Source organism: Streptococcus sp. 5004, assembly GCF_013276755.1.
Lineage (GTDB): Bacteria > Bacillota > Bacilli > Lactobacillales > Streptococcaceae > Streptococcus.
On sequence record NZ_VMLP01000016.1, the window covers coordinates 1 to 16600 of the forward strand.

Below are 16600 nucleotides of genomic sequence, written 5' to 3' on the forward strand. Positions count from 1 at the left end.
GCTTTGAGGTTGCAGATAACGCTGACGTGGTTTGAAGAGATTTTCGAAGAGTATTAGTTCAAGTGCCAGATATCTTCGTTATACTGAGCAATTGTACGGTCAGATGAGAAGAATCCTGCTTTAGAAATGTTAACGATAACTTTATCCAACCATGCGTCACGGTCTTCGTAGTCAGCCAACATTTGCTCTTTGACGTTGATGTAGTCTTCCAAATCAAGAAGAGTCATGAACCAGTCTTTGTTGATCAATTCATTGTAAAGACGTTCCAAGCGCTCTTTATTTCCAGCTGCAAGAACTGCATCGCTAACGATGAAGTCAACCAATGGTTTGATAGCTTTACGAGCGTAGAATTCGCTTGATTTGTAAGCTGCTTTTGCGTAAAGGTCGATAACAGTTTCTGAATCTTCACCGAAGATGTAGATGTTTTCATCTCCAACCAACTCAGCAATTTCCACGTTAGCACCGTCCATAGTACCAAGAGTCAAAGCTCCGTTCAACATGAATTTCATGTTACCAGTACCTGAAGCTTCTTTAGAAGCAAGTGAGATTTGTTCTGAAATATCACATGCCGGGATAAGGAAGCTTGCTGCAGTAACGTTGTAGTTTTCAACCATAACTACTTGCAAGTGTGGAGCTACTGCTGGATCGTTAGCAATAACTTCTGACATGCAAAGAATCAAGTGGATGATGTCTTGAGCGATTGTGTAGGCTGGAGCTGCTTTACCACCAAAGAAGATTGTGATTGGGCGAGCAGGGATGTTACCAGCTTTGATGTCAAGGTATTTGTGGATGACGTACAAAGCGTTCATTTGTTGGCGTTTGTACTCGTGAAGACGTTTGATTTGGATATCAAAGATAGAGTTTGGATTGATTTCCACACCTTGGTGTTCTTTCAAGTGACGAGCCAATTTACGTTTGTTGTGAGCCTTGATGCTTTCCAATTTTTCTTTGACAGCTGCTTTGTCTTCATAAGACAAAAGTTTTTCAAGCTCATCTGCTTCATGGTGCCAACCGTCTCCAAGAATCTCATCCAAGTAGTGAGACAAGCTTGGGTTAGCATGCATGAGCCAACGACGGAAAGTGATACCGTTTGTTTTGTTGTTGAATTTTTCTGGGTAAAGGTCGTAGAAGGCTTTCAACTCAGAGTTTTTCAAGATTTCAGTGTGGAGTGCTGCTACCCCGTTAACGCTGTATCCGTAGTGGATATCCATGTGAGCCATGTGAACACGTCCGCTCTCATCGATAATTTGAACAGCTGGATCTTTCACTTCTGCTTTCACGCGACGGTCCAATTCTTCGATGATTGGTACCAAGTGAGGAACCACTTCTTGCAAGAATTCAAGAGGCCATTTTTCAAGGGCTTCAGCAAGGATTGTGTGGTTAGTGTAGGCAGTCATGCTACGAACGATTGAGATTGCTTCGTCAAGTTCGATACCACGTGCAGTCAAAAGACGGATCAATTCAGGAATCACCATTGATGGGTGAGTATCGTTGATTTGCACAACTGCGTAGTCAGCAAGGTCATGCAAGTTGCTTCCTTTTTCGATTGCTTCGTCGATGATCAATTGCGCACCGTTTGAAACCATGAAGTATTGTTGGAAGATACGGAGCAATTCACCTTGACGGTCACTATCATCTGGGTAAAGGAAGAGAGTCAAGTTGCGAGCAATATCTGTCTTGTCAAAGCTGATGCCGTCTTTAATAATAGAAGAATCAACTGAATCCAAGTCAAACAAACGCAAGCGGTTCTTCGTTTCTGTCTTGTAACCAGGTACATCAATATCATAAAGAGTTGATGTCAAAGTAAAGTCTGCAAATGGTACTTGGTAGCTACGGCTTGAGCGAACCAACCAGTTTTGCTCTGTCAACCATGCATTTGGAATTGTTTCTTGTTGGTTGTCTTTAAGAACTTGTTGGAAAAGACCAAAGTGGTAGTTAAGACCAACACCGTCACCATTCAAACCAAGAGTAGCAATTGAGTCGATAAAGCAGGCAGCCAAACGTCCCAAACCACCATTACCAAGAGATGGTTCCAATTCAACTTCTTCAACTTCGATCAAGTCTTTACCTGCAGCTGCAAGTTCTTTTTTGACATCGTCGTAAAGTCCAAGGTTGATCAAGTTGTTTGACAAGAGTTTACCAATCAAGAACTCAGCCGAGATGTAGTAAACTTTTTTCTTACCAGTGTTAACTGGTTTTTGGCTGCTTGCAAGCTTGCTGTAGTTAAGAAGAGCAAGGTAAAGCTCTTCATTGCTACATTCTGCAATGGTTTTATTGTAACGATTTTGTACAAATTCTTGTAGTGATAACATGTTTAAGATGTCTCCTGATATTGTATTATTTCTTTAATTCTACCAAATTTTCATTGATTCGGCGATAGATTGTTGTCAAGTCAAGCAAACCTTCCTCGACAGCTGGTGTCAATTGATCTTCAGTCATACGCCAAGACCAGTTTCCACCAAGGGTAGATGGGAAGTTCATACGAGCTGTCTCATCCAATTCTAGCAAATCTTGCATAGTTGCAATTGCCATGAAGCTAACTGATGAAAAGACTGTACGAAGCATAGCATGCGTCACTGTTTCGTATTCTTTACGGTTAGTGTAGCGAGCCATGTACTCACGAGTCGCATCATCAATCTCGTTACGGTACCAACCAAGAACTGTATTGTTATCGTGAGTTCCTGTGTACATAACTGAGTTAGCAGGTGCCAAGTGTGGGCTATCGATACTTTCGTCTTCTGGGTTGAAGGCAAATTGAAGAATCTTCATTCCTGGGAATCCAGTACGTTCACGCAATTCGATAACTTCATCTGTCATGAAACCAAGGTCTTCTGCGATGATGTTTAGCTCACCAAGTTCTTCCTTAACGGCTGCAAAAAGCTTGTAGCCAGGACCTTTGACCCACTCACCAGGTGCTGCTGTATCGGAACCAGCAGGGATTTCCCAGTAAGATTCGAAACCACGGAAGTGGTCGATACGAACGATGTCGTAGATTTTGAAGCTTTCACGCAAGCGTTCAATCCACCATTTGTAGCCGTCTTTGTCCATTGCTTCCCAGTCATAGATTGGGTTACCCCAAAGCTGACCAGTTGCAGAAAATTCATCTGGTGGGCATCCTGCGATGCAAGTCGCCTTACCGTTGACATCTGTCTTGAAGAGATGTGGATTTGCCCACATATCGCTTGAATCTTCCGCTACGTAGATTGGCATGTCCCCAACGATTTCAATGTGGTTGTCGTTAGCATAAGCTTTCAATTTCAACCATTGTTGGAAGAAGAAGTATTGAGTCACACGGTGGTAAACCAACTTGTCTGCTAATTGCTCACGATAGCTTTCAAGTGCTGAAGCTTTACGAGCACGAGCATCTGCATCTGGCCATTCAGTCCAAGCAAGATTGTCAAAATGCTCTTTGATAGCCATATACTCTGCAAAGAGTTCAAGCCATGATTGGTTGTCTTGAGCAAATTTCTCAAAATCTTTAACATCTCCTACTTCCAAGAAACGTTTTACCGCTTTTTCTAAAAGAGGACGACGTGCATAGTAGATTTTCGCATAATCAACTTCAGACGCATCGCTACCAAAGTCAACTCCTTCAAAGTCACTTGCTTCCAATAAACCTTGCTCCACCAAGATATCCAAATCGATAAAATGAGTGTTTCCTGCGAAGGCTGAGAAAGACTGGTAAGGAGAATCTCCGTAACTAGTTGTTCCTAATGGAAGGATTTGCCAGTAACGTTGTTTTGTACGGACCAAGAAATCAACGAAGTCGTAAGCACTTTGACCAAATGATCCGATCCCGTAGGCTCCTGGGAGAGAAGAGATGTGCATCAACACACCACTTTGACGTTTTTTCATAATAGCACCTCATGTGTTAAAATTAATGGAACGTTGCGTATTTTTGCAGACGCAAACGTTTGCGCTACTTATAAGTATACTCCTTTTCAAGCATAATTGCAAGCGTTTTTAAAAAACTTTTTTGATTATTTTTAAGGAGACTAACCCATTTTAGCAAAGATAACTGAAAACTATCTAATCCTAAAATTTGACTCTCACAGAACAGTCTACAAGGTGCAAATCCTCCTTCAGGAAGCTTGGATTTATATGCAAAAAGACACAAAGGTCTATAGAAAATAGATAGGGATTAGAAACAGGGAGGTACCCCTCCTGATTTCCCTCTTTAGACAGATTCCATCTATTTTTTATTAAAAATACTGTATTCTTATCTATTTCACACTTTTCTTCTATTAAAAAGCAAAATCATGCTATCAAATCAAGCTTAAAAATTTTTTAAAATTTTTGACAAAAACACTTGCAACCGTTTTCTATTTGTGCTATACTAAGCTCATAAAGGAAAACGTTTGCGTTTTTCTTGTCAATAAAACTTGTTATTCTTTAGGAGGAATACACTATGTCATCTAAATTCACGAAGAGCGCTGCTGTGCTTGGAACTGTTACACTTGCTAGCTTGCTTTTGGTAGCTTGCGGAAGCAAAACTGCTGATAAGCCTGCTGATTCTGGTTCATCTGAAGCCAAAGAACTCACTGTATATGTAGACGAAGGATATAAGAGCTATATTGAAGAGATTGCTAAAGCTTATGAAAAAGAAGCTGGCGTAAAAATTACTCTTAAAACTGGTGATGCTCTAGGAGGTCTTGATAAACTTTCACTTGACAACCAATCTGGTAATGTCCCTGATATTATGATGGCTCCATACGACCGTGTAGGTAGCCTTGGTTCTGACGGACAACTTTCAGAAGTGAAATTGAGCGATGGTGCTAAAACAGACGACACAACTAAATCTCTTGTAACCGCTGCTAATGGTAAAGTTTACGGTGCTCCTGCCGTTATCGAGTCACTTGTTATGTACTACAACAAAGACTTGGTAAAAGATGCTCCAAAAACATTTGCTGACTTGGAAAACCTTGCTAAAGATAGCAAATATGCCTTCGCTGGAGAAGATGGCAAAACTACTGCCTTCCTAGCTGACTGGACAAACTTCTACTATGCATACGGACTTCTTGCTGGTAACGGCGGATACGTATTCGGTCAAAATGGTAAAGATCCTAAAGACATCGGTCTTGCCAACGACGGTTCTATCGCAGGTATCAACTACGCTAAATCTTGGTATGAAAAATGGCCTAAAGGTATGCAAGATACAGAAGGTGCTGGAAACTTGATCCAAACTCATTTCCAAGAAGGTAAAACAGCTGCTATCATCGACGGACCTTGGAAAGCTCAAGCTTTCAAAGATGCTAAAGTAAACTACGGAGTTGCAACTATTCCAACTCTTCCAAATGGAAAAGAATATGCTGCATTCGGTGGTGGTAAAGCCTGGGTCATCCCTCAAGCCGTTAAGAACCTTGAAGCCGCACAAAAATTTGTAGACTTCCTTGTTTCAACTGAACAACAAAAAGCCTTATACGATAAGACTAATGAAATCCCAGCTAATACTGAAGCTCGTTCATACGCTGAAGGTAAAAACGATGAGTTGACAACAGCTGTTATCAAACAGTTCAAGAGCACTCAGCCACTGCCAAACATCTCTCAAATGTCTGCAGTTTGGGATCCAGCGAAAAACATGCTCTTTGATGCTGTAAGTGGTCAAAAAGATGCGAAAACATCTGCTAACGATGCTGTAACATTGATTAAAGAAACAATCAAACAAAAATTTGGTGAATAACAAATTTGTTCAAGGGGGGTGGAATTCAAATCCCCCTTTGAATTTATCAATAGAGACACAAATAATTTAGCTTTCTTATAAAAAAGCAGTATCCTATGAAAGGAGTTATTATGGAAAAGCAACAACCTAGTAAAGCAGCCCTGCTGTCTATCATTCCTGGGTTAGGACAGATTTACAATAAACAAAAAGCCAAAGGTTTTATCTTCCTTGGTGTAACCATCGTATTTGTCCTTTACTTCCTAGCACTTGCAGCCCCTGAATTGAGCAACCTCATCACTCTTGGTGACAAGCCAGGTCGTGACAATTCCCTCTTTATGCTGATTCGTGGTGCCTTCCATTTAATCTTTGTAGTCGTTTATGTACTCTTTTATTTCGCAAATATCAAAGATGCACATACGATTGCAAAACGCATTAACAATGGTATTCCAGTTCCACGTACACTCAAGGACATGATCAAAGGAATCTATGAAAATGGCTTCCCTTACCTCTTGATCATTCCATCTTATGTTGCCATGACCTTCGCGATTATCTTCCCAGTTATCGTAACCTTGATGATCGCCTTTACTAACTATGACTTCCAACACTTACCACCAAACAAATTATTGGACTGGGTTGGTTTAACAAACTTTAGTAATATCTGGAGTTTGAGTACCTTCCGTTCTGCCTTTGGTGCTGTTCTTTCTTGGACTATCATCTGGGCTTTGGCAGCTTCTACTTTACAAATCGTAATAGGTATCTTCACAGCTATCATTGCTAACCAACCATTTATCAAAGGAAAACGTATCTTTGGTGTTATTTTCCTTCTTCCTTGGGCTGTTCCAGCCTTCATCACTATCTTGACATTCTCAAACATGTTTAACGATAGTGTCGGAGCTATCAACACTCAAGTATTGCCAATCTTTGCTAAATTCCTTCCTTTCCTTGATGGGGCTCTTATACCTTGGAAAACAGACCCAACTTGGACTAAGATTGCCTTGATTATGATGCAAGGTTGGCTCGGATTCCCATACATCTACGTTTTGACTTTGGGTATCTTGCAATCTATTCCTAACGACCTTTACGAAGCAGCTTATATTGACGGTGCTAATGCTTGGCAAAAATTCCGCAACATCACTTTCCCAATGATCTTGGCTGTTGCGGCACCTACTTTGATTAGTCAATACACCTTCAACTTTAACAACTTCTCTATCATGTACCTCTTCAATGGTGGAGGTCCTGGTAGTGTCGGTGGTGGAGCTGGTTCAACCGATATCTTGATCTCATGGATTTACCGTTTGACAACAGGTACATCTCCTCAATACTCAATGGCGGCAGCTGTTACTTTGATTATCTCTATCATTGTCATCTCAATCTCTATGATCGCATTCAAGAAACTACACGCATTTGATATGGAGGACGTCTAAGATGAATAACTCAATTAAACTCAAACGTAGACTGACTCAAACCCTTACTTACCTCTACTTGATTGGTCTCTCAATCGTGATTATCTATCCACTGTTGATTACCATCATGTCAGCCTTTAAAGCAGGTAACGTCTCAGCCTTTAAACTAGATACTAACATCGACCTCAACTTTGATAACTTTAAAGGCCTTTTCACTGAAACCTTGTACGGTACTTGGTACCTCAACACTTTGATCATCGCCTTAATTACCATGGCTGTTCAAACAAGTATCATCGTACTTGCTGGTTATGCTTACAGCCGTTACAACTTCTTGGCCCGTAAGCAAAGTTTGGTCTTCTTCTTGATTATCCAAATGGTGCCAACCATGGCCGCTTTGACAGCCTTCTTCGTTATGGCGCTTATGTTGAACGCCCTTAACCACAGCTGGTTCCTCATCTTCCTCTACGTTGGTGGTGGTATCCCGATGAATGCTTGGCTCATGAAAGGCTACTTCGATACAGTACCAATGTCTTTAGACGAATCTGCAAAACTAGACGGTGCAGGACACTTCCGCCGCTTCTGGCAAATTGTTCTTCCACTTGTTCGCCCAATGGTTGCCGTACAAGCTCTCTGGGCCTTCATGGGACCTTTTGGGGACTACATCCTCTCTAGTTTCTTGCTTCGTGAGAAAGAATACTTTACTGTTGCCGTTGGTCTCCAAACCTTCGTTAACAATGCGAAGAACTTGAAGATTGCCTACTTCTCAGCAGGTGCTATCCTCATCGCCCTTCCGATCAGTATTCTCTTCTTCTTCCTACAAAAGAACTTTGTTTCAGGACTTACAAGTGGTGGCGACAAGGGATAATATATCCCCGCCACCCTTTTTCATTTTATACTCTTCTAAAATCTCTTCAAACCACGTCAGCTTCCATCTGCAACCTCAAAACAGTGTTTTGAGCAACCTGTGGTTAGCTTCCTAGTTTGCTCTGTGATTTTCATTAAGTATTAACGATTGTTACTGTAAGTAATATCCTTACAACAAGCAATTTTTCTCCTAGACTTGAAATAAAGCGCATTTCTCTATATAATAATACTCATATAGAAAACACCTTTTAGAAAGATACCTATGCTTCCATATCCATTTTCCTATTTTTCAAGTATTTGGGGATTTCGTAAGCCCCTGTCCAAACGTTTCGGACTCAACTGGTTTCAGCTTCTCTTTACCAGTGTCTTCCTTATCAGCTTGTCTATGGTACCCATTGCCATCCAAAACAGCTCCCAAGAGACTTATCCGCTAGAAACCTTCATCGATAATGTCTATGAACCATTGACAGATGAGGTTGTCCGGGATCTCTCTGAGCATGCTGCAATTGTTGATGGTAAATTAACTTATACAGGAACAGCTAGTCAAGCGCCTTCTCTTGTGATTGGCCCCAGTCAAAGCAAGGAATTACCTAAGGACTTGCAACTGCATTTCGACACAAAAGAACTGGTCATCAGCAAGGAAAGTAAAGAGTTGACACGCATCTATTACCGAGCTATTCAGACTGAGAGTTTCAAAAGCAAAGACAGCTTGACCCAAGCGATTTCTAAAGACTGGTACCAACAAAATCGTGTCTATATCAGTCTCTTCCTAGTTCTCGGTGCGAGCTTCCTCTTTGGTTTGAATTTCTTCATTGTCTCTCTAGGAGCTAGTCTTCTCCTTTATATCACTAAGAAATCACGCCTCTTTTCATTTAGAACCTTTAAAGAGTGCTACCATTTTATCTTGAACTGTTTAGGATTACCAACTCTGATTACACTTATTTTGGGACTATTTGGTCAAAATATGACAACCCTCATCACTGTACAAAACATTCTTTTTGTCCTTTATCTGGTCACTATCTTTTATAAAACACATTTCCGTGATCCAGATTACCATAAATAGGAGATTTTTATGCCCGTTACGATTAAAGACGTGGCCAAGGCTGCTGGTGTTTCGCCTTCAACCGTAACCCGTGTTATTCAAAATAAATCAACCATTAGCGACGAAACAAAAAAACGCGTTCGCAAGGCTATGAAGGAACTCAACTACCATCCCAACCTCAATGCTCGCAGCTTGGTAAGCAGTTATACGCAAGTTATCGGCTTAGTTCTTCCTGATGACTCAGATGCCTTCTACCAGAATCCTTTCTTTCCATCGGTTCTACGCGGCATCTCTCAAGTCGCATCTGAAAATCACTATGCCATTCAGATAGCAACAGGAAAAGATGAGAAGGAGCGTCTCAACGCTATTTCACAAATGGTCTACGGCAAGCGTGTAGATGGGCTAATCTTTCTCTATGCCCAAGAAGAAGACCCTCTCGTAAAACTCGTAGCAGAAGAACAGTTCCCCTTCCTTATCTTAGGTAAATCTCTATCTCCTTTCATCCCACTTGTCGACAACGATAATGTTCAAGCTGGTTTTGATGCAACCGAATATTTCATCAAAAAAGGCTGCAAACGCATTGCCTTTATCGGAGGAAGTAAAAAGCTCTTCGTGACCAAAGACCGTTTAACAGGCTATGAACAGGCGCTTAAACATTACAAACTTACCACTGACACCAATCGCATCTACTTTGCAGACGAGTTTCTGGAAGAAAAGGGCTATAAATTTAGCAAGCGATTATTCAAGCACGATCCACAAATTGATGCCATCATCACAACCGATAGCCTCCTAGCTGAAGGGGTCTGTGACTACATCGCTAAGCACCAACTGGATGTCCCTGTTCTCAGCTTTGACTCAGTCAATCCCAAGCTCAATTTAGCAGCCTATATAGATATCAATAGCCTAGCCCTCGGACGCACTTCTTTAGAAACTATTCTCTGCATCATCAATGATTCTAAAGAAAATAGACAAATCTGCTACCGTCAGTTAATCGCCCACAAAATTATTGAAAAATAAAAACCAGTTCGCGCTGGTTTTTTTATCACTAATTTTCTGTTTCAACGAATCGTCCCAGAATATGAACATTCTCAGATACAGAGACAAAGGCGCCTGGATCCACTTGTGTCATAATCTGTTTAAATTCATTAAACTCTGCACGTGTAATGACAGTAATTAAAACTGCCTTTCTCTCGTGATTATAGGTTCCTTCTGCATCGTGGATCATGGTTGCTCCGCGGTGCAATTTTTTATGGATTTTTTCAATTACCTTGTCTGGATGATTGGTCACAATCATGGCCTGCATGCGTTTTTGCTTGGTAAAGACCGCATCTGTCACACGGCTAGAGACAAAGATGGTAATCATAGAGTAAAGAGCGTATTTCCAACCAAAAGTCAAACCTGCTATCAGCATGATGGTCCCATTTACTAAGAAAGAAATACTGCCGACATTCTTACCTGTTTTCTTGCGAATGGTCAGACTGACGATATCCGTCCCACCACTGGAGATATTGTTGCGAAGAGCAAAACCAATCCCCAAGCCCATGACAACACCCCCAAAAAGGGCATTGATAATAGGATCCTCCGTCAAGGTCGCCACAGGGACAAACTGGATAAAGAAGGAACTCATGGATACCGTGATAAAGGTAAAGACGGTGAACTTATGGCCAATCTGATACCAAGCCAAGACCATCAAAGGAAAATTAATGGCGTAGAAGGTCAGCGAAATCGGAATGTGAAAACCAAACCAGTGATTACTCAAGGCAGAGATAATCTGTGCCAGACCTGTCGCACCACTCGAATACACATGCCCTGGTTGGAAAAAGAAATTGACCGCTACTGCTGATAGAAAACCATATACCAGAGAAGCTGAAATCTTCTCGTCATATTTTTCCCGAGAGATACTTTGTAAGACACGTAAAATTTTTATCTGATAAGCAAAGCGGCGCAGATAATAGCGCCACCGCTTAATTCGTTTTGCTTGTTTCATCTTCTTCTACTTGTAAGCTGAGTTCCTCTAGTTGTTTGAGAGCTACTGTTGAAGGAGCTTGTGTCATTGGGTCAGTTGCCTTGTTGTTCTTAGGGAAGGCAATGACTTCACGGATATTTTCTTCTCCTGCAAGCAACATGACAAATCGGTCAAGCCCGATAGCCAAGCCACCGTGTGGTGGGAAACCATAGTCCATGGCTTCAAGAAGGAAGCCAAACTGGTCATTTGCTTCTTCAGCTGAGAAACCAAGAGCCTTGAACATGCGTTCTTGAAGGTCTTTTTGGTTGATACGGAGGCTACCACCACCAAGCTCATAACCGTTCAAGACGATATCGTAAGCAATGGCACGAACCTTAGCCAAATCACCTTCTAATTCGTGAGCTGTCTCTTCCTGTGGAAGAGTGAATGGATGGTGGGCGCTCATGTAACGACCTTCTTCTTCAGACCATTCAAACATTGGCCAGTCAACCACCCAAAGGAAGTTGAACTTATCATTATCAATCAAACCAAGCTCTTTGGCGATACGTCCACGCAGGGCACCAAGCGTTGCATTTGCTACCTCAAGCGTATCCGCCACAAAGAGAACCAAGTCCTTATCTTCAAGAGCAAGCGCTGTTGTCAATTCTGCTTGGATGCCTGTCAAGAACTTGGCAACTGGTCCGTTTAATTCTCCATCAACCACCTTGACCCAAGCAAGGCCTTTGGCACCATATTGTTTGGCTACTTCTGTCATCTTGTCGATGTCTTTACGTGAATAGTTGTCCGCAGCGCCTTTGACTACAATTGCTTTTACAGCAGGTGCTTCTGAAAAGACTTTAAAGTCTACACCTTTGACCACTTCTGTCAAGTCCTGAAGCAACATGTCAAAACGGGTATCTGGCTTGTCAGAACCGTAAAGAGCCATCGCATCATCGTATTTCATACGAGGGAAAGGCAGAGTGACTTCAATGCCTTTTGTTTCCTTCATGACGCGCGCAATCAAACCTTCTGTGATATCTTGGATTTCTTGCTCAGTAAGGAAAGACGTTTCCAAGTCGACCTGAGTGAACTCAGGCTGGCGGTCACCACGCAAGTCCTCATCACGGAAACATTTGACGATTTGGTAGTAGCGGTCAAAACCAGCATTCATCAAGAGCTGTTTCGTGATTTGTGGACTTTGAGGAAGAGCATAGAAATGCCCTTTATTAACACGAGATGGCACCAAGTAGTCACGCGCCCCTTCTGGCGTTGACTTAGAAAGGAATGGTGTCTCCACGTCGATAAACTCCAACTCATCCAAGTAGTTGCGGATAGAGTGGGTCACCTTAGCACGAAGTTTAAGATTTTCCAACATTTCTGGGCGACGAAGGTCAAGGTAACGGTAACGCAAACGCGTATCGTCATTGGCCTCAATGCCATCCTTAATCTCAAATGGTGTTGTCTTAGCTGTATTAAGCACTGTCAAAGCCGTCACGTTCAACTCGACGGCACCAGTTGGCAACTTATCATTGGCTTGCTCACGCGCAGCGACCTGACCAGTCACCTCGATAACAAATTCGCTACGAAGGCTTTCAGCTGTTGCCATGACCTCAGCAGAAACTTTTTCAGGGTTGATAACCAACTGCATGATTCCTTCACGGTCACGAAGGTCGATAAAGATCAAACCACCGAGGTCACGACGACGGCCAACCCATCCTTTCAAGGTTATTTCTTGTCCGATGTGTTCCTCACGAACACGACCAGCATACATACTACGTTTCATGTTTTCTCTCCTCTTTTATTCTGTTACTATTTTACCATAAAAGCGCAGGCTCTTCATGAAAATCAGCAGAAAAGTTTGCCAGTCTTTAAAAATCAGGTAAAGTCCCTAAAAATTAGCGCCCATACAAAAAATCCGATGAAGTTCACCGGACTCTTTTATTTTGAATTGTTGCCTGCTTTACGCTTTTCAGCGATTTCGGCTGCCTTTCGAGGCAAGACAATTTCTGTTGTATAAGCTGTCCCAAAGCGCAAGACACCTGCAATAGGGGCAAAGACAACTGCTAGATAGTTGTAGAAGAAATCGCCCTTAAAGGCATAAGCTAGCGCCCCAATGATGAAAAATAGAACAACTGCTTGAATCACTGCTAATAAAATTACTCGTTTCATGTGACCTCCTGACTCTATTATAGCATGAGTATCATCAAAAAGCCGACTAAATTATTCAAAGCGTGGAGAGAAATACTGTAGACCAGACCTTTTCTGCTAATATAGGCCAATCCCAAACTAAAACCAAGGCTAAAATAGACAAAAAATTGTTGCACATCACCTGGGAAATGAATCAAGGTAAACAGAACACTGGATACCAGAAGAAAAATCAGAGTTTGTTTACTATTGTCCTGCTTAGGAAAGAGGTAGCGTGCTAACATCCCTCTAAAGATAAGTTCTTCCGTCAAAGGAGCAAAAATAACGACCGCAAAGAATGAGAAAAGTGGTTGAGACAAGGTCAAGTCTATCGCTATTTGCTGATTTACTGAAGGGTCATTTGGCAAGAAAAACTGGACAACCAGAGATAAGAACCAAACCAAGGCAGGAACCCAAATAAATCGGTTGAAGCCACTCTTCTCAATACGAACAGGACCTTTCTGATACCATTTGTAAATACCGTACACATAAACTCCAGCCAAGGCCACATAGAGTAGGGTAACAGCATAGGGTGAAGCGCCTAAGGCAAGCGAAGTAGTCGCGAGCCCCTGAATGAAGCCATAGATGAATAAAAAGGATAGAAGGGCTAGAAAAAACCAGCCAAGGTTTTTAAGTAGTTTCATAAAGTTCTCCTATCTTGCTTTATAACTGTTTTTCAATACAAAGAGGTTCGCTATTCCTAACACAAGTACCCAGGCAAGTAACATACCAATATTAGAAAAAGATATTTCCCCACCTTTTTTATTTAAAAGATTTACAATAGGACCAACGAACGAGTAATCCAACACTTTCTGAGCCGTATCATTTTGAAGAGCAATTATGGGTAAAAAAGATACGATTAGCATAGGGAAGATACTATAAACTTGCGCTTTAGATTGAGTATCTGACACCGCACCGATTAGAAGGTTGAGAAAAATAACACTAATAGTTGCTAAGACCAAATAGATAACGTAGGCAACTAAATAACCCGATACATCTACTCTAAGATAGATGGGAAGTACAATCATAGCAAGTAACATTATCAGAATAGGGAGAACAAGCATACTGAAAGTATATTCTGTTGCTGTCACACCACTTAGGATGAGTGATTTCAGATTTCGTTTTTCCTTATCTTCTGCCATCATAATCGATACCATATAACCACTTCCCATACTCAAGACCATGGTCAAACTCGTAGAGAGGAGAAACATACTCAATTCTCCATTCTTATTCATGAATTCGTTATATAAAACAGCAATACCAAAAGGCATCAATAAAGTCGCTAACAAAGTTGAATTGCTAATAAGAACTTGCACTCTTAACCATAGTAGGGCATTTAATTTTCTAAACATCTAACTTTTCTCCTGTTAATCTGATAAAGATCTCTTCTAAAGTCGGCTCACAAGAGTGAACCACCATCAAATCTGTCGTGTCTAAATGTGGTAATTCTTCAAATGAAACTATCTGTTCTCGTCCATCTTTATAAGCTACACGTACTTTCTTATCCACATGGTACTTCTGGATAATATCTTGCGGACTTCCATACTCTATTAAGTTTCCCTTATTTAAAAGAGATAAGCGATCACAAAGCAGAGTTGCTTCATGCATATCATGCGTGGTCAGAAAGATAGTTGTCCCCGCCTGCTTTAATTCTTGAAGTAGGGTATGAATCATCTTAGATGTTGTAGGATCTAAGCCACTTGTTGGCTCATCTAGGAAGAGGATCTTAGGAGCGTTAAGAAGGGCACGGGCCAAGAACATTCGTTGTTTCATTCCAGTAGATAACTTTTCTGCGATAATATCTTTAGCATCTGCCAATCCAACCTGTTGGAGCACCTGATTTACTCTATCTGACTTGAGACCATATAACTTAGCATAGATGAGAAGATTTTTGTAAAGACTCATCTTTTCATAAAAACCACTTCCATCACTAACAATACCAATTTGTTCCAAATCATTTGAGGTTAAATCTTGAGAATTCTTGCCTAACAAAACTGTTTTACCTTGATCTGCAGCCAACTGACCTGTCAAGACATTGATCATGGTTGTTTTACCTGAGCCAGAAGGGCCAAGAAAACCAAAGATTTCTCCCTCCTTAATCTCAAAAGAAATCTGATGAAGAGCTTTTTTGCTCCCAAAACTTTTGCTTACATTTTCAACACGAATCATAGAAACTCCTTTATTTAAAATAACGTTTCACCATAGGCAACTGCATCACATTGATATAAATATGGATGGCTCCTACAAGCAAGAAGGCTAGTAGTTGAATCTCTCCTGTCAAGAAAGAAATGATAATAAGAAAAACATATAAGGCTGGTAAGACATATTGGTTTAATTGGAATAAAATCCGAAAACTCTGTTCAAAATTAGCCTGGCGCTCCCCTTCATCATAAGAATTGATATAGTCCAAGACATCCTTTGGTGTAGAGAAAAATGCCAAATCAAACTGACGAACAATCGCAATTGTTTTAAAAAGAGATTTTTGAGCGACTAAGGATAGCACAAAGACTAAGAAAGAGAGGAAAAATGTTTGGTGGCCTGTATGCAATATAACCACTTCATTTAATGAGAGAAAAATAGACAATGAAATTGCTACGCTTGCAATATTAAAAGCAATGGTTCCAAACTCGAGATTCCGATACATCTGCACATAATAGGTTTCATTCAGATTATCATCCATTTCCTCTTGATACAAGGAATGAAATTTTCTGCTTTTCTTTAGGAAATTGAAAGTCAAAAAAAGAATAATGACGGCTAGTAGTAAGCTGATAGCTGATAGCCATGGTATCAAGGGTTTTACATCTAACATAATTCCGTGGGATTCGGCAACAGCCTTAAACATCCCTACAAAAATGCCCAAGAAAAATCCCAAGACAACAACCATTAAAAACAACAATCCACGTTTCTTTTTCTTTTCCATATTCATTCTCCTTATTTACTTGCTAGATTTTTGGATTTCTTTTCAATCCAGTCAACGACTGGGATAAGAGCAAAGTAGGCCCAGATAAATTGGTCGCTGTAATAGAGATCAAACCATCCTAGATTTGTTCCAATTAGTAGACACAGGCTGACTAATAGAGCTATGGCAACTACATAATAGATTACTTTATACTTGTTCATCATTTTTCTCCTTCTTCTTCAACCAGTTGAAAATGGACAAGAGGACTAAGTTAACCCAAAATAAATACTTACTTTCAACAAAATAGAACCACCCCAGTAATGTTCCAATCATAGCGAAAGCATTCACAATGAGGACAAGAACACTCATATAATAGATCACTTTATACTTGTTCATCACTCGTCCTCCTCCAAGCGAAATACCGATTCGACTGTTTCGTTGAAAATTTGAGATATTTTCAGAGCAATGATAATGGATGGGGTGTACTCATCCCGTTCTAGTAGGCTAACGGTCTGTCTGGAAACCCCTGCCAACTTGGCTAGTTCGGTTTGATTGAGACTATCGCGAGCCCGCAGCTCTTTTAGACGATTTTTTAGTTGCATGT

Annotated in this window: 17 protein-coding genes; 5 read left to right on the forward strand and 12 right to left on the reverse strand. The window is 40.9% G+C overall.

The annotated features are described in order from the left end of the window. Positions 1-53: 53 nt before the first annotated feature. Both glgP and malQ read right to left on the reverse strand, forming a co-directional pair. Complete coding sequence (gene glgP / locus HT685_RS05750) at positions 54-2312, reverse strand: glycogen/starch/alpha-glucan family phosphorylase (protein WP_173278969.1); 2259 nt, start codon at positions 2310-2312, stop codon at positions 54-56. 25 nt (positions 2313-2337) lie between these two features. After that, positions 2338-3855, reverse strand: coding sequence for a 4-alpha-glucanotransferase (gene malQ, locus HT685_RS05755; RefSeq protein WP_173278970.1), 1518 nt, complete (start codon positions 3853-3855; stop codon positions 2338-2340). 553 nt (positions 3856-4408) lie between these two features. Here malQ and HT685_RS05760 point away from each other — a divergent pair. From HT685_RS05760 to HT685_RS05780, 5 genes are all read left to right on the forward strand, one after another. Continuing rightward, a complete protein-coding gene (locus HT685_RS05760) occupies positions 4409-5680 on the forward strand; it encodes a maltodextrin ABC transporter substrate-binding protein (RefSeq protein WP_173224770.1) in 1272 nt (423 codons plus the stop codon). 110 nt (positions 5681-5790) lie between these two features. Further along, positions 5791-7083 carry a sugar ABC transporter permease gene (locus HT685_RS05765; RefSeq protein ID WP_173224767.1) on the forward strand — a complete coding sequence of 431 codons (1293 nt, stop codon included), beginning with the start codon at positions 5791-5793 and terminating at the stop codon, positions 7081-7083. A 1-nt stretch (position 7084) separates the two neighbouring features. Beyond that, the gene (locus HT685_RS05770) at positions 7085-7927 is read left to right on the forward strand and encodes a sugar ABC transporter permease (RefSeq protein ID WP_119946937.1); all 843 of its coding nucleotides are present in this window, start codon (positions 7085-7087) and stop codon (positions 7925-7927) included. Positions 7928-8188: 261 nt separating this feature from the next. Then, positions 8189-8989 (forward strand): DUF1189 domain-containing protein, encoded by an 801-nt coding sequence (locus HT685_RS05775; protein ID WP_173224764.1) that lies wholly within the window; start codon positions 8189-8191, stop codon positions 8987-8989. A 9-nt stretch (positions 8990-8998) separates the two neighbouring features. Next, entirely contained in the window at positions 8999-9985 is a 987-nt protein-coding gene (locus HT685_RS05780) for a LacI family DNA-binding transcriptional regulator (RefSeq protein WP_050261020.1), read from the forward strand. 28 nt (positions 9986-10013) lie between these two features. Here HT685_RS05780 and HT685_RS05785 read toward each other — a convergent pair whose 3' ends face one another. From HT685_RS05785 to HT685_RS05830, 10 genes are all read right to left on the reverse strand, one after another. Further along, the gene (locus HT685_RS05785) at positions 10014-10955 is read right to left on the reverse strand and encodes a YitT family protein (protein ID WP_112444813.1); all 942 of its coding nucleotides are present in this window, start codon (positions 10953-10955) and stop codon (positions 10014-10016) included. Further along, positions 10933-12696: an aspartate--tRNA ligase gene (gene aspS, locus HT685_RS05790; RefSeq protein ID WP_084887285.1), complete on the reverse strand. Its 1764-nt coding sequence runs from the start codon at positions 12694-12696 to the stop codon at positions 10933-10935. The genes HT685_RS05785 and aspS overlap by 23 nt, the downstream gene beginning before the upstream one ends. Positions 12697-12851: 155 nt before the next feature. Beyond that, positions 12852-13082 (reverse strand): hypothetical protein, encoded by a 231-nt coding sequence (locus tag HT685_RS05795; RefSeq protein ID WP_000832185.1) that lies wholly within the window; start codon positions 13080-13082, stop codon positions 12852-12854. Between the two features lie 17 nt (positions 13083-13099). Further along, positions 13100-13741 carry a type II CAAX endopeptidase family protein gene (locus HT685_RS05800; protein WP_173224760.1) on the reverse strand — a complete coding sequence of 214 codons (642 nt, stop codon included), beginning with the start codon at positions 13739-13741 and terminating at the stop codon, positions 13100-13102. 9 nt (positions 13742-13750) lie between these two features. Continuing rightward, positions 13751-14449 (reverse strand): ABC transporter permease, encoded by a 699-nt coding sequence (locus HT685_RS05805; RefSeq protein ID WP_173224757.1) that lies wholly within the window; start codon positions 14447-14449, stop codon positions 13751-13753. Then, entirely contained in the window at positions 14442-15266 is an 825-nt protein-coding gene (locus tag HT685_RS05810; protein WP_033679531.1) for an ABC transporter ATP-binding protein, read from the reverse strand. Before HT685_RS05810 ends, HT685_RS05805 begins: the two co-directional genes overlap by 8 nt. 10 nt (positions 15267-15276) lie before the next feature. After that, a complete protein-coding gene (locus HT685_RS05815) occupies positions 15277-16017 on the reverse strand; it encodes a DUF3169 family protein (protein WP_173224753.1) in 741 nt (246 codons plus the stop codon). 11 nt (positions 16018-16028) lie between these two features. Next, a complete protein-coding gene (locus tag HT685_RS05820) occupies positions 16029-16217 on the reverse strand; it encodes a hypothetical protein (RefSeq protein WP_001046123.1) in 189 nt (62 codons plus the stop codon). Further along, positions 16204-16392: a hypothetical protein gene (locus HT685_RS05825; RefSeq protein WP_173224750.1), complete on the reverse strand. Its 189-nt coding sequence runs from the start codon at positions 16390-16392 to the stop codon at positions 16204-16206. The genes HT685_RS05820 and HT685_RS05825 overlap by 14 nt, the downstream gene beginning before the upstream one ends. Beyond that, on the reverse strand, positions 16392-16598 hold the full coding sequence (locus tag HT685_RS05830; protein WP_173224747.1) for a helix-turn-helix transcriptional regulator: 207 nt from the start codon (positions 16596-16598) through the stop codon (positions 16392-16394). The genes HT685_RS05825 and HT685_RS05830 overlap by 1 nt, the downstream gene beginning before the upstream one ends. Positions 16599-16600 lie beyond the last annotated feature (2 nt).

Excerpts from the sequence above, each read along its gene's own strand:
- glgP (WP_173278969.1), bottom strand. The coding sequence starts at position 2,312 with ATGTTATCACTACAAGAATTTGTACAAAATCGTTACAATAAAACCATT.
- malQ (WP_173278970.1), bottom strand. The coding sequence starts at position 3,855 with ATGAAAAAACGTCAAAGTGGTGTGTTGATGCACATCTCTTCTCTCCCA.
- HT685_RS05760 (WP_173224770.1), top strand. The coding sequence starts at position 4,409 with ATGTCATCTAAATTCACGAAGAGCGCTGCTGTGCTTGGAACTGTTACA.
- HT685_RS05765 (WP_173224767.1), top strand. The coding sequence starts at position 5,791 with ATGGAAAAGCAACAACCTAGTAAAGCAGCCCTGCTGTCTATCATTCCT.
- HT685_RS05770 (WP_119946937.1), top strand. The coding sequence starts at position 7,085 with ATGAATAACTCAATTAAACTCAAACGTAGACTGACTCAAACCCTTACT.
- HT685_RS05775 (WP_173224764.1), top strand. The coding sequence starts at position 8,189 with ATGCTTCCATATCCATTTTCCTATTTTTCAAGTATTTGGGGATTTCGT.
- HT685_RS05780 (WP_050261020.1), top strand. The coding sequence starts at position 8,999 with ATGCCCGTTACGATTAAAGACGTGGCCAAGGCTGCTGGTGTTTCGCCT.
- HT685_RS05785 (WP_112444813.1), bottom strand. The coding sequence starts at position 10,955 with ATGAAACAAGCAAAACGAATTAAGCGGTGGCGCTATTATCTGCGCCGC.
- aspS (WP_084887285.1), bottom strand. The coding sequence starts at position 12,696 with ATGAAACGTAGTATGTATGCTGGTCGTGTTCGTGAGGAACACATCGGA.
- HT685_RS05795 (WP_000832185.1), bottom strand. The coding sequence starts at position 13,082 with ATGAAACGAGTAATTTTATTAGCAGTGATTCAAGCAGTTGTTCTATTT.
- HT685_RS05800 (WP_173224760.1), bottom strand. The coding sequence starts at position 13,741 with ATGAAACTACTTAAAAACCTTGGCTGGTTTTTTCTAGCCCTTCTATCC.
- HT685_RS05805 (WP_173224757.1), bottom strand. The coding sequence starts at position 14,449 with ATGTTTAGAAAATTAAATGCCCTACTATGGTTAAGAGTGCAAGTTCTT.
- HT685_RS05810 (WP_033679531.1), bottom strand. The coding sequence starts at position 15,266 with ATGATTCGTGTTGAAAATGTAAGCAAAAGTTTTGGGAGCAAAAAAGCT.
- HT685_RS05815 (WP_173224753.1), bottom strand. The coding sequence starts at position 16,017 with ATGGAAAAGAAAAAGAAACGTGGATTGTTGTTTTTAATGGTTGTTGTC.
- HT685_RS05820 (WP_001046123.1), bottom strand. The coding sequence starts at position 16,217 with ATGAACAAGTATAAAGTAATCTATTATGTAGTTGCCATAGCTCTATTA.
- HT685_RS05825 (WP_173224750.1), bottom strand. The coding sequence starts at position 16,392 with ATGAACAAGTATAAAGTGATCTATTATATGAGTGTTCTTGTCCTCATT.
- HT685_RS05830 (WP_173224747.1), bottom strand. The coding sequence starts at position 16,598 with ATGCAACTAAAAAATCGTCTAAAAGAGCTGCGGGCTCGCGATAGTCTC.